Below are 16,506 nucleotides of genomic sequence, written 5' to 3' on the forward strand. Positions count from 1 at the left end.
TCTTATAATTGTAATCGGGTGCAAAGGTATATAAAATATCCGACATGGCGTGTACTCATGCCCCTAAACTTTAGGATAGCCCCCTTGCAGCCCCCGCGTTACGCCCCGCCATCGCCATCATGCCCTTGCGAGGCGTCGGGGCGTCGCAAGGGGTTGTGCAGCAGGCGTCTGCCGACCTCCAGTTGACCTCTGTCGGTTCGTATCTTATGTTACGGGCGCACGTGTCTTACGATACGTGTCCTCGTAACATAAGTCACGGACCCACGTATCGTATGACACGAGCCGCCAATGTGGCTCCGTGGCTCAGCCAGTGGGCCCGGCAGAGCGCCGCCAACGACAGAGAGCAGCCTGTGGGGGCTGCTCTCGTGGTCTTGTAGGGTCAGTATGCTGGCGGGCGTCATCGCCCTTGCGCTATGGATGGTGCTATTGGTTCAGCCGGCGCTCTATCCACAGGCAGTCATCATGGCTCAGCCGTCGGCTTGTCTCTGCCTCGAAGTCGCGCTGGCTGCCTATGCGCTTGGCAGCAAGATGGTGCATGAGGTCGAAGAAAGCCTTGTCGCCAATGCGCTGTTGCAGGTCGTAGAGCAGCACGGCACCCTTGTGGTAAAACGTGTAAAAGGCACCATTGGCCTGGCGGTTCAGGCCCCGTATTGGGCAGGCTGTGCGTGCCCACTCGCGGTAAGCCTCTATATAGTCATCGTAGACGGCAGACCCCAAGTGCTGCTTTATGGCGCACAGCGAACTGTACTGGGCAAAGCTCTCGTTGAGCCAGTCTTCCCACTGGTCGGTGGGTGCCGATGACCACCAGAAGTGCCCAATCTCATGGGCAAGCAGCTGGTACAGCCATTCGTTGTAGCGCTGACAGCAGCAGACGATGAAATTGCGTCGGCTGTAGGCACCGCCGCCCCCTGCAGGAAAGAGGAATATACGCAGCTGGCGCCCGTTGGGCTCAAGGCGGTACAGACGGGCATAGTAGTCCATTATCTCGGCACTGCGAACAGCCACCGAGTCGGCATCGGCGTCGGGGAAGCCCAGCGATACCACCTCAATCTTACGGTTGTTGTGGCTGACGGTCTTCTGCTTGAGGTCGGGCGAGGCGATGATGGTGTAGTCGAAGCCCTCCCAAGGCTGCGCCATGTGCCAGGAGTCGGCCTTGCGGCTGATGATGCCCGAGCCGGTAAGCTCGAAGCCTGGGGTGATGTGGATGTCTATGTTGGCGGTCGACGTCTCGTGGTCGATGTCTATCGGATACCACCCCATGTAGTAGGTGAGCATGACCAGACTGCTGTCGCAGGCGGCAAAACCATCTTCGGGTATGCTGTCGAGCCGGCAGGTATAGGCAGTGGTGATGCGCGCCGCTCCCCGCGCTGTCCCGGCGTCTATGCGCAGCCGTCCCGATGGGCTTATCCAGGGTGCCTTGATGTCTCTGGCAAACTCGTAGCGGGCGGCTTGTCCATTGACAGCCACTCGTGACAGCTGGGTATGCCGCCATAGATAGAGGTCGGCATGGCTGTTGCCACGGAAGTCGATGTCAATGTCGGCCCGCACATCGATGCGCTTGGCGGCAACGTCTATGGTCAGGTCTATGTCGTAGCTGTTTACGATGGGGGTGTTGTCGAGCTTGGTGGCAGTGTCGGTCTGGCATGGTCGCGGCGACTCTGACGCTGCTCCTATCCTTGCCTTGCGCAATCGGTCTTTGACCTGGCTCCATCGGCTGTCGCTGTGGTAGGGCCTTAACCGAGGCTCGAGCAGCAGTTCGGGCAAGAGGTCAGCATCCCGTGCTCCGTAGAGTGTGGCCATACGGTCGAGACTGTAGAAGAGGCTGTCTTTGCAGCCTTGTCGGGCGAAGTTCATGGCATGCCCATACAGGGTGCTTTCGCTCTGGCATGCTGCGGTGATGGTCTGCAGCAAGGCGATGATGATGGCAATGGTTCTGGTTTTCATGTCGGGTGTTGAAAAGGAAACCTCGGCAGCGCCACAGGGCTCTGCCGAGGTAGTTATAGGGTAACGTGTGGATATTAATAACCGAATATCTGCTCGGTGGTCACGCGGTGGATGGGGCCAATCTTCTCGAGGGCTTTCATGTCGAGGTTCTTCTCGTCGCCCAGGATGATGTAGCGGTAGGGCTTCTTGGCCATGGTGCGCTGCTCAAAGTCGACCACGTCCTTGAGGGTCACGCCGGGCAGCGCCTGGTAGATCTTCTCGTTGAGGTCGTAATCGATACCCTTGAAGCGGGCTTCGAGATAGGCGTTGATGACACCAAACTTGGTGACTCTGTTGCTTGCCAACTGCTTGGTGAGCGCCTGCTTGGACAGGTTGAACGCCTTGTCGCTCTGCGGGATGGTGTCGAGTATCTCGTTGAAGGTGCGTATGCAGTCCATCATCTTGTCGTTCTGCGAGATGATATAGGTAATTCCATACTCTGGATGTCCGGGCTTTGGCGAGTTGTTGTAGAACGCGCTGGCGCTGTATGCCAGTCCGCGTGCCTCGCGCAGCTCTTGGAAGACTACGGTGTTCATGCCTCCGCCGAAGTACTCGTTGAAGAGGGAGCTTACTGCTGCCTCGTCGGGGTTCCACGACTTGTTCTCATTGTGATACATTACGAGATAGATGTTCTTGGCGTCGTAGGGCGCAATCCACACCTCGTTCTGTGGAGTGGTCTGCTCCATGTAGTCGCGGTTCTTGAGCGGCTCAGCCATCTTCTTGGGAGTGGCGTGCTGCTTGTCGATGATGGCTGTAAGGTCCTTGACGCTGCGTGGGCCATAGTAGAGTATCTCGTGCTTGTATCCGGGCAGTGCCTTGATGAGGTCGATCAGGGTCTGTGGGTCGGTGGCACGCATCTGGTCAATGCTCATCCGGTTGAGCTGGCTGTTGTACTCGCCATACTGAGCCAGGGCGCGCAGGGCGTTGAAGTTGGCGCGCTGGTTCTTCTTGCTGTCTTCGCGGTCTTTGACATAGAGACCTACCACGTCGTCATAGGCCTGCTTGTCGGCCTTGGCGTTGTGCATCATGTCCTCGGCTATGGCGAGCGCCTTGGGCAGGTTCTCGTCCAGACCGCTGATGATGAGGCTCAGGTTGTATGTACCCACGCTGAAGCGGGTCTGGCATCCCAGCTGGTACAGCTCCTTGTTGATGTCGGCCAGCGTCCTGCTCTTGGTACCGATGTAGCTGAGGTAGTCTGTGGCAATGGGGTAGCGGTTGTCGGCCGATGAGCCAAACTCCCAACGCATTACCATGGTGCTGAGTCCGTTCTCGGTGTTGTGCTTGTAGATGACGGGCAGTCCCTTCTTGGTCTTGGCGAAGGTGAGGTCGCGCTTGAAGTCTACAAACTGGGGCTGGATGGGCTCCACCTTAGCGTTCTTGATGTCGGTGAGGAACTGGCTCTGATACTCTCTGTTGCTGGGGATGGCGGTGATGGCTGGCTTGTCTATCTTCTTCTGCGTAGAGTCTACACCCTGACGCTTGTAGACGGTCACTACGCTCTCGGGCGAGAAGTAGCGGTTGGCAAAAGCCACAATCTGGTCTTTGGTAATGCGCGACACGCGGTAGAGGCTGGTCACCACATCTTCCCACTTCTGGTCGTTGATGAAGGCGTTTACAAACATGTCGGCGCGCGAGTCGTTGCTCTCCAGGGCGCGATACTGCTGCACCTTGTAGTTGTTGATGACCGATGCGAGCAGATTGTCGTCAAACTCTCCCTTCTTCAGTCGTTCCATCTGGTCGAGCAGCAGGGCTCGGGTGTCTTCGAGCTTCTGTCCCTTTACGGGGATGGCGATGAGGTTGAAGCTGCCGTAGTCGTGCAGACCCTGGTAGCCGGCATAGGCACCCATGATCTTCATGGGCTGTACCAGGTTGAGGTCTATCAGACCCGCCTTGCCATTGTAGAGCAGTCGGCCCATGAGCTCGAGCGTGTCGGCAGCGGCACTGTTGGCCTGGGGCATACGCCATGCCATAGCCACCATCTCGGCCTCCTGGCCAACGACGCTACTGTCGCGTGGGGCGGTGATGGGCTTCTCTGGCGCGTACTCCGGACGGCTGAGGTTGGTATTGGGCTTCCAGTCGCCGAAGTACTGGTCGATGGTGGCGATGACCTTGTCGGGGTCCATGTCGCCCGCCATGCAGATAGCCACATTGTTGGGTGCGTAGTAGCGGCTGAAGTAGTTCTTGATGTTGACTATCGAGGGGTTCTTCAGGTGCTCCTGTGTGCCGATGGTGGTCTGCGTGCCGTAGGGATGGGTGGGGTAGAGCAGCTTGTTGAGTGCTCCCCACATCTTGCGGTTGTCCTGCGCGAGTCCTATGTTGAACTCCTCGTAGACAGCCTCGAGCTCGGTGTGGAAACCGCGTATCACCATGTGCTTGAAGCGGTCGCTCTGGATTTTGGCCCAGTTGACCACCTCGTTGGAGGGAATGTCCTCGACATAGCAGGTCACGTCGTTGCTGGTGTAGGCATTGGTGCCCTCGGCTCCGATAGACGACATGAGCTTGTCGTACTCGTTGGGGATGTTGTAGCGGGCTGCCAGCTGCGATACCGAGTCTATCTCGTGATAGGCCTTGCGTCGCTGCTCGGGGTCGGTCATCTTGCGGTAGCTCTCGTAGCGCTGCTCTATCTCGTCGAGGTAGGGCTTCTCCTTGGCGTAGTCGGTGGTGCCAAACTGCTGGGTTCCCTTAAACATAAGGTGCTCCAGATAGTGAGCCAGACCGGTGGTCTCGGCTGGGTCGTTGCGCGAGCCGGTGCGCACGGCGATGTAGGTCTGGATGCGTGGCTTCTCCTTGTTTACACTCAGATACACTTTCAGACCATTGTCAAGCGTGTAGATGCGACTCTTCATGGGGTCGCCCTTCACGGTCTGGTACTTGTAGTCCTTGGCGATGGCTTGCAGTGCCGAGGCCAGCAGGACCAAACCTAAAGCCAGGCCGCGGCCCAGCATACTCATAAAGGTTCTGTTCATATTGATATTTGATGATAATATTGTTACCTATTATTATAATAGACGCATGAACGGCTGGAATTGTGACGATTTTAACATACTTTTTGACAGTGGCGTCAGTTCTCGTAGTCTATCTCGTGGTCGAGCAGATTGATGAAGTCGTCGAAGACCTCGCGCTCCACGTCGCCCATATTGAACTCCTTCTCAGCGTCCTTGCGTATCTCGCTTATCCACATACGGCGCGCCTCTACATAGTCGGTATGTATGCGGTCTATGTCGGCTTGGGTGATGTGGTCTATGTGGTAATAATCGAGTATAAGTCTGTAAGTCCACGCCCACTGATAGTCGCGGTAACGGCCGTCGATGGCCACAAACTCGTCGATGATGCTCTGCACGTCGTCGAGGGTGCCGTCCTTAATCTGCTCGATAAGCCGCTGTTCCTCGCTCTCGGGCAGCAAGAGTCCGGAGAGGTCGCTCCAGGCACCTTCGCCTATGGTCGATGCGGGTGGCTCTACGGCTCCGTAGCGCTTGAGCACACGCTTGACCACGGCACCCATATAGATGCGCAGCGCCATGTCGTAGTGGCTGATGCCCATGCGCAGCGACGAGGCGTTGATGACATACTCGTGGTAGTTGTAGGTCGACACGTTGTCGCCCGATGCCTCGCGCAGCCGCTCCAGGATGGCTTTGCCCTGTATGACCTCGTTGACGGAGAAGGGCGAGAGCCAGTCGAAGTTGACGATGCTGCGGTGCTTGCTCAGCGGACGTATGTCGCGCTTGGGCCACTTGCGTATGTCGCGATACAGACCTACCGTGGTGAGGTTGCGTCCGGGCGAGAGATACATCGTGTCGCCATAGGCAATGAGGTAGGAGAACGGTATGCAACGCGTATCGGGATGATACATCAGTTTGCCGAAGCACACGGAGAACGTGCCTATCTTGGCGGGCATCAGGATATAGGCTCCGCTGGCTGTCTTGGCACCTCGCTCGAGTATGCCATAGTGCATGGGGCCCATCTTGTAGGCATGGTTGGAGAAGTTGGTGGCAGAACCAGCGTTATAGAAAGAGAACTGCCCGCCGATGAGCAACGAACTCTTGTGGTGTGAGGCGGTAAAGGGTCCGCAGAAGGCGGCGCAGGCTTCACCGTTGCTCATATATGAATTGGCGAAGAAGATGCTCTGCGAGGCGGTAAATCCGTTGCTTATCTTGCAGGCTTCGCCCACAAAGCAGTCTTGCATCTTGACCGAGTTGATGACCGACGAGCCGTCGGAGATGATGGAGTTTTCACAGATTACACCTGTGCCGATATAGACGGGCTGTCCTACGCTCTGCAGGGTGCAGTCGCTGAGTCGCGAGGCACCGCTTATCTCGCAGTCGGGCCCTATCACCGAGTTGATGATTTCCTTGGTGTTGACAATCTTGACTCTCTCGCCGATGGTGCCACGGTCGGGCATGGTGCAGTTGATTTCCTCGCGTATGAGCCGATAGATGGTGTCGCGCAGGTGATGGTCGCTGTGGTGCTTGACCATGAAGGCGGCAAACTGGCTGTTCAGGAGTCCGAACATCATGATGTTGCCTTCGCCCACCTCGTTGAGCACCGACACCACGTTGCCCTGGCCGAAGGTGGCGCCCTCGATGGTCTCCATCACACAGACGTTGGAGATGTAGCAGTTGGCTCCGATGGTGTAGTTGTTGATGTAGTTGCCTATGTTCTCTATCAGACAGTTGTCGCCGATAGTCACATTGCGCAGGGTGGCATTGCGTATGCCCGAGTGCTTGCTGAAGCCGGGGGTCACCTCAATGGTACGCTCGAAGACGCCAAGGCTGACGTCGCCGTAGAACATCACGTTGCGCAGATAGTCGGGCGTGAAATCTTCGCTCACGCTTACGGCAGTCCAGTCTTCAGCCTGGCAGCCATTGAGTTCCAGGATATTAATCTCCTGTTCGCTTAATAGTCGCTGCATAGTTCATGGATAAAAAAGTTATACTTATTCTTCAGATGGATATAAAAAGTCGTTGTAGGGATATTTCTGAACATGGAGCTCGCGGATTTTGCGATAAAGCACATCGCGGAAGTGGTCTATGTTCTCTCGCTCACGGGCAGAGATGAAGATACAGTTGTCGCTCATTTTGGCCATCCACGTACGGCGCAGCTCGTCGAGCGTAATGTTTTCGCGGGTCATCGGGGAGAGGTCGTCAGCCTCCTTCTCGACCCAGTGGTAATTGTCTATCTTGTTGAAGACAAGCACCATGGGCTTGTCGGCGGAGTCGAGGTCCTTGAGGGTCTGGTTGACCACCTCTATCTGCTCCTCGAAGTCGGGGTGGGAGATGTCTACCACGTGGACCAGCAGGTCGGCTTCGCGCACCTCGTCGAGGGTCGACTTGAAGGAGTCTACCAGGTCGGTGGGCAGCTTGCGGATAAATCCTACGGTATCGGCGAGCAGGAAGGGGAGATTGTCTATCACCACCTTGCGCACCGTGGTGTCGAGGGTGGCAAAGAGCTTGTTCTCGGCGAATACCTCGCTCTTGGCCAGGAGGTTCATGATGGTCGACTTGCCCACGTTGGTATAGCCCACGAGCGCCACGCGCACCATGCGGCCGCGGTTCTTGCGCTGTGTAGTCTTCTGCTTGTCTATTTCCAGCAGTCTCTGCTTGAGCAGCGTGATGCGCTGCAGGATGATACGGCGGTCCATCTCGAGCTGGGTCTCACCAGGGCCGCGCAGTCCCACGCTTCCCTTGCCACCGCCCGAACCAGAGCCACCACCCTGACGCTCAAGGTGGGTCCAGAGGCGCTGCAGACGAGGCAGCATGTAACGATATTGCGCCAGTTCGACCTGAGTCTTGGCGTTGGCGGTCTGTGCGCGCATGGCAAAGATATCGAGGATGAGGCTCGTGCGGTCCAGTATCTTCACCTTGAGCTCGTTCTCGATGTTGCGCATCTGCTTGGCAGACAGCTCGTCATCGAAGATAACCATACCGATTTCCCGGTCGTTGTCTTCTTCGTCTTCTATATACTGCTTGATTTCTTCCAGTTTACCCTTGCCCACGTAGGTCACCGTATTGGGGCCGTTCACTTTCTGGGTAAACCGCTTTACGGTCACCGCTCCAGCCGTATCGGCCAGAAACTCCAATTCGTCTAAGTATTCTGTCGTCTTCTCTTCGTCCTGGTCTTTGGTGATGAGTCCCACCAGTATAGCAGTCTCTGCTTTTACCTCTGAAATTACAAATTCTTTCATCTATAATATATAATATGTGGACAAAGGTAGTGAAAACCGAAAACAATACAAAGAGAATTGTCCCTTTTTTTACCATCGGGACCTATTCTGCCAGTGATAAAGACGGTATAACCCTTGCCGCGGATGAAAGATATGTGCGGCAAGGGTTATACGGTCGTGGTAGTTTATGGCTTGGCGGGCTCTGCCTTGACCTTGGCAGGCTCCACCTTGATTTGGAATGGGGTGGTGGGCAGCCCGGCTGAGTTGTAGAGGTTGGCGTCGTCGGGGTTGTCGCCCCAGGCATATCTTACCATCATCGGCACGACGCCCTTGGGGGTGGTTAGCCTTACCTGGTTGGGCGCCACCACTTCGCCCTTGGCCCAGCGGTAGACACCATCGGCACCTGCCACGGCGAAACCGCAAGCATAGCCGTAGCGGTCGTGACAGACGAGCGTCTCGGCTTCGTTGCGGAGGGTGAGCAGTATGTTGCCGTCGGCAGTACGCTCGGCTCTTACGGGCTGGGGACTGTCGCAATAGACATCGTGCATGCCATACTCATGGTTGAGCGCCATGAGCGACAGACGGTTGGCCACGGTCTGCTTGTCCTTGGGATGCACGTCGTCGGCCTCACCCACATCGATGATTACCGCCTGACCCGTATGAGGCAGGCTGAGCGTGGCGTTCTGCGCATCGCGCAACGTGGCCCAGCTGCTCTCCGCCGGTGTGTCGACAGGCTTCATGAAATTGGCCAGCTGAACCCAATAGAACGGCATCTCAGGCCGCTTCCACTGCTCTCTCCAGTCGTTGATCATGGCAGGGAAGAGGCGGTAGTACTCCTGGGCACGGTTGGCATTGTTCTCGCCCTGATACCAGATGACGCCCTTGATGCCATAACGGCAGATGGGGGCAACCATAGCGTTGTAGAGACGCGAGGGATACTTGTTGGGATTGTCGGGCACGAAGCCTTCGAGGTCTTTGACGGCAGAGATGCGGTATTTCCACGGATGCTTGAGGATGGGAATGCGCTGGCTGCCCACGCGGATGAAGTAGAGATAGCGCGGGCCGTAGCAACCGCCGCCACCGTGGTCGTCGATGATTTTCACGGTCAGCTCGTTCTTGCCTGCCTTGAGCACGCCAGCAGGTATGGTGTAGGTGCGCTTGACGGTAAATCCCTTGGTTTCGCCTATGCGCTGGCCGTTGACCCAGGTCACGTCGTCATCGTCTATCATGCCCATGTAGAGGGTGGCCTCCTTGCCGGTCAACTCTTCGGGCACATCAAACTGGGTGGTGGTCCATACCACGCCGTCCATCTTGGCGAGCGTGTCGATGGTCCACAGTCCCGGTACTTCAAGTCTCTGCCAGTCGCTCTTGTCAAAGTCGGTGCGATACCAGCCATCGCGCTCGCCACACTCTTCCCTTACGGCCTTGTCAAACTTGGCTTTGAGCACCTGCCAACGCTTGGCCTGGGCGTCGAGGTCGGCGGTGCGCATCTCTTCTACCAGCGGGTTGTATTTGGGGAACGACTCTATCGCCTTGGGACTCATCCAGGTCTCGATATCGGTGCCTCCCCACGAGGTGTTGATGATGCCCACGGCGCAGTTGAGCCGCTTGGCGAGTTCGCGGGCAAAGAGGTAGCCCACGGCGGTGAAGTCGCCCACCGTCTCGGGTGTCGATACCGTCCAGCTGCCCACGACGTCGGCTTGGGGAGTCTTTGCCATCGTGCGTTCCACCGTGAACACTCTGATGCCGCTGTTGTGGGCAGAGAGCGCAGCCTCCTCGGCGTTGTCGGCGCTGCACAGTCGGAACTCCATGTTGGACTGGCCGCTCGCCACCCATACCTCGCCCACAAGGATGTCGCTTACGGTCAGGCTCTCCTTCCCTGTGGTCACGGTCATGGTGTAGGGCCCGCCATAGTTCATCGCCGGCAGCACGGCGCGCCATGTGCCGTCTTTCGCCGTGCGCACGGTGGTGCGGTGGTTGTCTATCGTCACCGTCACCTTCTGACCCTTGTCGGCCCAGCCCCATACGTTTACTGCCTCGCCGGCCTGTATCACCATGTGGTCGGTTATCACTGCCGGCAACTTCAGCTTTGCCGTTACGCCCGTGACAAGCATCAGGCATAACATTACTAATATTGTCCTTCTTTGTTTCATGATAATTGTATTGTTTAAGTCAACTGTATTGCGATCTGCTGCAAAGATAGCCATATAATCTGACATACAGCCCGTTTTTGTCAATTATTGCGGGGTTGAGATACAAAAAGCCATGGCGGCTGTTGTCGGCTTCGCCTTTTTGGGGGTGGCGGTGGCGTCAGTCGGAAAACGAGTTTTCCTCCTTGTCGTCGCCACCATCCCCAACGCCATGCGCTGCATGGCGACAACAGCTGCCACGGTAAAAAAGCGGCCTTTGGCCGTTCAAAAAGTCCGCCGTTGGCGGTAAAAAAACAACTGATTGTAAGCCCCTCCCTAACCCTCCCCAAGGGGCGGGAATTCATTCTCGCTGTGCTTTAGGGGTTATGATTGCGCTCCGTTCCTTGAAAAAGATTGGAATATGGACATCATTTGGGCTTTTTTCCTTCCCCGTGGGGAAGGTTAGGATGGGGCCTGTGGGGGACAAGACGCACCCTTGTCCACTCTGTAGGAGTTGGGATTACATAGCCCAGGGTTGAGGAGCGCAGCGCCTCAACCCTGGGTAAGAAACCCACCCTACTTAGCTACTCTGAAAGAGTTGCGATTAGCCGAAGGCGTTACCACTGCAGGAATAGCAGCTTGTGTTATTCAGTTTATATACCGCTACGGATAGGAAATAAGGTTATCATTTTTTTGTACCGGCGCAGCCGGACTTTTTTTACCGCCAAAGGCGGCTTTTTGTATTTGCGGCTTTTCAGCCTGCCGTCGGGCAGGCGCGGATGGGGGTGGCGGGGAATAGCCGAGAGCTCGCTCTCGAGATATTACACGACACACACAGACGCAAAGGGCAAAGCCCTGAAAAGCCACAAATCTTTTTGTCGCTCCTTATTGCTACATATCCATAGCGTATGAAGGCGATACCTGCCGCAGGACATAATAAAAACCATAAGGTGATGATACGAACACAAAAAGCAAATTGTGCTCTTCTCCCTGCTCTCCGTATAACCCTGCTCTCCGTATAACCCGGACTGCTGCCCGTGCCGCCCGCGGTCTGCTCTATGGTCGTGGTAATGCTCATGGTGGCAGGGTTAACCAACAAAAAACGCCGCGGGGATGTTTTTTATCCGTTTTTTGTCCTTTTTATTATTAATAATGTGTAACTTTGTAATTCAAATAGAATATAACTTAAACATCAGAGCAATGAGATTAATTATCGAATCCGACTATGCGCAGCTGTCTCAGTGGGCTGCCAATCATGTCGTTGAACGTATCAACGCCGCTGCCCCTACTGCGGAGAAACCTTTTGTGTTGGGATTGCCTACGGGTTCTTCGCCCGAGGGTATGTATCGCTGCCTCGTAGAAGCCTACAAGGCTGGCAAAGTCAGCTTCAAGCACGTCATCACATTCAATATGGATGAGTATGTAGGACTGCCCGAGAGCCATCCCGAGAGTTACCACTCGTTCATGCGTCGCAACCTCTTCGACCACATCGACTGCCCCGCCGAGAATATCCACATTCTCAATGGCAACGCCGAAGACCTCGACGCCGAGTGTGCCCACTACGAGCAGATGATAGAGGAAGCAGGCGGTATCGACCTGTTCCTTGGCGGTATCGGACCTGACGGCCACATCGCTTTCAATGAGCCTTTCTCTTCACTCTCATCACGCACACGCATCAAGACACTTACTACAGATACCATCATCGCCAACAGCCGATTCTTCGACAATGATGTCAACAAGGTGCCCAAGCACGCCCTCACCGTAGGCGTAGGCACTGTGCTGTCAGCCCGCGAGGTGATGATTCTCGTCAATGGCCACCACAAGTCGCGCGCCCTCCAGGCAGCTGTCGAAGGTCCCGTGACCCAGGCCTGGACCATCAGCGCCCTGCAGCAGCATCCCCATGCCATCATCGTAGCCGATGAGGCTGCCACCGAGGAGCTCAAGGTGGGTACTTACAAGTACTTCAAGGATATCGAGAAAGATAATTTATAAGAACTTCAATAACTGATAAGACAATGAGACTTAACTTAAGTTCGCAGATTGTATTCAACACAGTTCCCGAAGAGTTTTATAACCCCAAGACGGCCGTAGAGCGCTCCGAGATTACACGCGACGAACACATCCTCACCGACATCTATCCCACGGTGGATGAAGGTGCGCAGAAGATAGCCGATGCCATCGTGGCCGAAATCAAGGCCAAGGAATTGCTCGGCAAGTATTGTGTCTTAGGTGTGGGTACAGGCCAGTCGCTGACCCCCGTATTCAACGAGTTGATAGACCGCTACGAGAAGAAGCTCGTCAGCTTCAAGAACGTGGTTATCTTCAACGCCTATGAGTTTTTCCCCCTCGCTGCCGACAGCCAGCACAGCACCATCAGCCAGCTCCGCCAGCGTCTGCTGAGCCACATCGACATTCCCGAGCAGAATGTCTATACCCTCGACGGTACCATCGCCCAGGAAGACGTGCAGAGCCAGTGCCGCCTCTATGAACAGCGCATCCAGACCTTTGGCGGCATCGATGTGATGCTGCTCGGCGTAGGCCGTATGGGTAACATCGCTACCAACGAGCCCGGCTCTACCCTCACTTCTCAGGCCCGCCTCATCCTCATCGACGCCATCAGCCGCGAGGAGATGACGCTGAGCTTCGGCTCTCAGGAGCCTGTGCCTCCATGCTCTGTCACCCTGGGTATCGCCGACATCCTGGCTGCCCGCAAGGTGTTTATCACCGCATGGGGAGAGGAGAAGGCAGAGATTGTGCGCAGCATGGTCGAAGGCAAGATTAGCGACTCCATTCCCGCATCGTTCCTCCAGACCCACAACGATGCCCATGTGGTCATCGACCTTCCCGCCGCTGGCAAGCTCACCCGCATCATCCATCCCTGGTTGGTAGCCAGCTGCAAGTGGACCGACAAGCTCACCCGCGCTGCCCTCGTATGGCTCTGCCAGATTACCGGCAAGCCCATTCTCAAGCTCACCAACAAGGACTACAATGAGAACGGACTCTCCGAACTGCTCGCCCTCTATGGTTCGGCTTACAATGCCAACATTAAGATATTCAATGACCTGCAGCACACTATCACCGGATGGCCCGGTGGCAAGCCCGACGCCGACGATACCTATCGCCCCGAGCGCGCCAAGCCATTCCCCAAGCGCGTCATTGTCTTCTCGCCCCATCCCGACGACGACGTCATCTCTATGGGTGGCACCATCCAGCGCCTCGTCAAGCAGGGTCACGACCTGCATGTAGCCTATGAGACCAGTGGCAACATTGCCGTGGGCGACGAGGAGGTGACACGCTTCATGCACTTCGTCAATGGTTACAACCAGCTCTTCATGGACAGCAAGGACGAGGTCATCACCAAGATGTACAAGGACATCAAGAAGACACTCAAGAACAAGAAGGAGGGCGATGTAGATACTCCCGAGGTACGTACCATCAAGGGTCTTATCCGCCGTGGTGAAGCCCGTACAGCATGTACTTACAACAATATACCTCTCGACCATGTCCACTTCCTTGACCTTCCGTTCTATGAGAGTGGCAAGATAGAGAAGCTCCCCATGACCGAGAAGGATGTTGAGATTGTACGCGAACTGCTCCGCAAGGTTCAGCCCCACGAGATATTCGTTGCCGGCGACCTGGCAGACCCCCACGGTACCCACCGCAAGTGTACCGACGCCGTCTTTGCAGCTATCGATGAGGAGAAGAACGCCGGTGCCGAGTGGCTCAAGGACTGCCGCATCTGGATGTACCGTGGTGCGTGGGCTGAATGGGAAATCGAGAACATCGAGATGTGCGTGCCCATGAGCCCCGAGGAACTCCGCGCCAAGCGCAACTCCATCCTCAAGCACTCTTCACAGATGGAGAGCGCTCCCTTCCTGGGCAACGACGAGCGCCTGTTCTGGCAGCGTGCCGAAGACCGCAACCGCGCCACTGCAGCTCTCTACGACTCGCTCGGACTGGCATGCTACGAGGCTATGGAGGCATTCGTAGAGTACAAGCCACTTTAACTGCAAGCACATTAACTTAACATAGAGGCAGCCTTTCTGTCATGGGCCACAGGCTCGGGCAGCAGAGGCTGCTTTTTTGTGCCCTCTCGGCAGCGCCCTTGCCGCCGATGGCGAAGCCCGTGGTCGCTGCTCTCGCCGTCAGCACAGCTTCCGTCGGGGTAAGGGTCTATGGGCGCGCGGCGATGCCAATGGCCCCTTATGGCATGATAGTTAACGTGTTTATGGTGTTAAAAAATGAAAAACCGGCCATTATTCCAGCCTTTATCACTACCTTTGCAAATCTGATTTTCAAATCCATCTGAATCAAACCTACCGGCTGGATGGCTGTAGAGCTCCTCTGCAAGGCTTCGACCATAATCGTATGGCGCATGGGCATGCCGCAGGAACCTCACTTTCCACCACTATTACCTATATCTATGTCGCAGTTTGCCATGTCCTCGATGGGGGAGATGGAGAGACCACTGCCGCTATACATGAATATATATATAACAACTAAATAGAATTTCAACAAGATGAACAAGCAACATTACATTAAGCCGGCGACCACTGTCTTCGCCGTACAGCCCCTCGCTATCCTCGCAGGAAGTGGCACTGGAAACATCACAGTACAAGGTGACGTCACAAGCGGTGATGAAGAAGATGTGTGGGAATAAGTAGACCCATGCTCCATAGGCAACAATACAACAGACAAGAACTAAGAATTAAGGAAAATGAAGAAGACATTATTGTTTTTGATAGCTGCTACAGCGATGATGATGACCGGTTGCAGCAACGACGATTTCGGCGGTGCCACCCAGGGCATGACCCTCAACGCCACTGTAGAACAGCCCGCTTCGCGAGCCACCATGGATGAAGGCGAGAAAGGCACCTATAAGTTCAGTTTTGCCGTCAACGACATGCTCAATGTGACCAACTCTCAGGTCGAATCTTATTATACATTTACCAAGCAGGGTGAGACTTTCACCTCTACCAATGCACAGACCACTACTGCGGCTGCCGACTGGTACGCCTATTTCCCTGGCAACACTGTCAATCTTGCAGGACAGACAGGTGATTTGGCTGGCGTAGCCAACTACTATGCCTGTGCTGGCAAGACCGCGTCTGCCACCACCGGCGCCGATGGTCTCACCATCGCCCTCAAGCCCCAGGTAGCCATCCTGCGCATTGTCAAGGTAGATGGCAACAGCACCACTTGCGACATCAATGTTAAAACTGGAGAGAAGTGGGTGTCTGGACTCACAGCTAAGAGTAATGAAGCCGGATTTGATGTGGTGACCAGCGAAAGCAAGGTAACACTGCTCACCGCGAGCGAGCCCGGCACCTATTACATCGCAGTACCCGCAGGAGTGAAGATTGCCATCTACAATGGCGGAACCCTGGTCAGGGCCACCAAGGATAAAGGTCTCACAGCCGGCAAGTACTACACCGTGACCACCGGCCCAGTGCGCGGAACGGCTAAAGCAACTATCAAGGGTGAAACACTTGAAACACTTGACACACTTGATGTCGATTGGGTACAGCTGTGGGCAGGCGGTCCTAAGTTTGCTACGCAGAATGTGGCTGAAACAATGAAATGGACTGATGCCGTTAAAAATAAATTCTGGGGGGACAATTGGAGAGTGCCTACCAAGGATGAGATGAATGGTCTTGTAGGTTCTTCAACTGAAGGAGGTAATTCATTTACGACCACTACTGTGAAAGTAGAGTATTTGTATTTGCAAGAGAATAATGAATTTGGCTTCAAATTTACAGGAGTTCAGCCAGGATATACTCGTAACAGCATATTCTTGCCAGTAGTTGGCGAAAAACATGATATATTATCTGGTGAAAGTAATTATTGGACATCCTATAAGGATGCAAGCAGCAAATACCGCAGGATATTATCTCTATGGTATGCTGATGGTCCGGGTTTGTACACTTATCTTGTTGACCGTGCTGATGAAACAAAAGACAAGTATCCGTTACGCCCCGTACTCAGATAAATGAGGACCCGCTCTACAGCGCGTTAGTCGCTGAAAAAAAATAGAATAGCAGCCCGAGGCAGGTGCAGTAGCGCCGTGTCTCGGGCTGTCTCGTTTGTTGATGCATTGTGCCCTGGTACAGTCATCGCGAGCAGCTAAAGCCCCACCCCAGCCCTCCACAAGGGGAGGGAGTTCTATTCCCGTTGTGTTTGAGGAGGTTGTGGTGCACTCCTTCCCCTTGGGGAAGGCCGGGATGGGGCTTGTGG

11 protein-coding genes are annotated in these 16,506 nt (G+C 55.3%); 6 read left to right on the forward strand and 5 right to left on the reverse strand.

Annotated elements, in window-relative coordinates; genetic code table 11:
- Positions 1–423 precede the first annotated feature (423 nt).
- From CIK87_RS03390 to CIK87_RS03410, 5 genes are all read right to left on the reverse strand, one after another.
- Entirely contained in the window at positions 424–1,944 is a 1,521-nt protein-coding gene (locus CIK87_RS03390) for a M1 family aminopeptidase (RefSeq protein WP_094385467.1), read from the reverse strand.
- A gap of 74 nt (positions 1,945–2,018) precedes the next feature.
- A complete protein-coding gene (locus CIK87_RS03395; protein WP_094385469.1) occupies positions 2,019–4,949 on the reverse strand; it encodes a pitrilysin family protein in 2,931 nt (976 codons plus the stop codon).
- A 95-nt stretch (positions 4,950–5,044) separates the two neighbouring features.
- Positions 5,045–6,892, reverse strand: coding sequence for a DUF4954 family protein (locus CIK87_RS03400; RefSeq protein ID WP_094385471.1), 1,848 nt, complete (start codon positions 6,890–6,892; stop codon positions 5,045–5,047).
- 24 nt (positions 6,893–6,916) lie between these two features.
- On the reverse strand, positions 6,917–8,164 hold the full coding sequence (gene hflX, locus CIK87_RS03405) for a GTPase HflX (protein ID WP_094385473.1): 1,248 nt from the start codon (positions 8,162–8,164) through the stop codon (positions 6,917–6,919).
- A gap of 164 nt (positions 8,165–8,328) precedes the next feature.
- Positions 8,329–10,296: a sialate O-acetylesterase gene (locus CIK87_RS03410; protein WP_094385487.1), complete on the reverse strand. Its 1,968-nt coding sequence runs from the start codon at positions 10,294–10,296 to the stop codon at positions 8,329–8,331.
- A gap of 112 nt (positions 10,297–10,408) precedes the next feature.
- On the opposite strand from CIK87_RS03410, the gene CIK87_RS14260 reads away from it, so the two are divergent.
- From CIK87_RS14260 to CIK87_RS03430, 6 genes are all read left to right on the forward strand, one after another.
- The gene (locus CIK87_RS14260; protein WP_158216192.1) at positions 10,409–10,582 is read left to right on the forward strand and encodes a hypothetical protein; all 174 of its coding nucleotides are present in this window, start codon (positions 10,409–10,411) and stop codon (positions 10,580–10,582) included.
- Positions 10,583–11,472: 890 nt separating this feature from the next.
- Positions 11,473–12,264 (forward strand): glucosamine-6-phosphate deaminase, encoded by a 792-nt coding sequence (nagB, locus tag CIK87_RS03415; protein WP_094385475.1) that lies wholly within the window; start codon positions 11,473–11,475, stop codon positions 12,262–12,264.
- 23 nt (positions 12,265–12,287) lie between these two features.
- Positions 12,288–14,279 carry a glucosamine-6-phosphate deaminase gene (locus tag CIK87_RS03420; RefSeq protein WP_094385478.1) on the forward strand — a complete coding sequence of 664 codons (1,992 nt, stop codon included), beginning with the start codon at positions 12,288–12,290 and terminating at the stop codon, positions 14,277–14,279.
- Between the two features lie 41 nt (positions 14,280–14,320).
- Positions 14,321–14,581, forward strand: a complete 261-nt coding sequence (locus tag CIK87_RS03425) for a hypothetical protein (protein ID WP_094385480.1) — start codon at positions 14,321–14,323, stop codon at positions 14,579–14,581.
- Between the two features lie 210 nt (positions 14,582–14,791).
- Positions 14,792–14,932, forward strand: a complete 141-nt coding sequence (locus tag CIK87_RS14265; RefSeq protein ID WP_158214739.1) for a hypothetical protein — start codon at positions 14,792–14,794, stop codon at positions 14,930–14,932.
- Between the two features lie 57 nt (positions 14,933–14,989).
- Positions 14,990–16,261, forward strand: coding sequence for a hypothetical protein (locus tag CIK87_RS03430; RefSeq protein WP_144008089.1), 1,272 nt, complete (start codon positions 14,990–14,992; stop codon positions 16,259–16,261).
- Positions 16,262–16,506: the final 245 nt, after the last annotated feature.

It is taken from the genome of Prevotella sp. P5-64, assembly GCF_002251285.1.
Taxonomy (GTDB): domain Bacteria; phylum Bacteroidota; class Bacteroidia; order Bacteroidales; family Bacteroidaceae; genus Prevotella.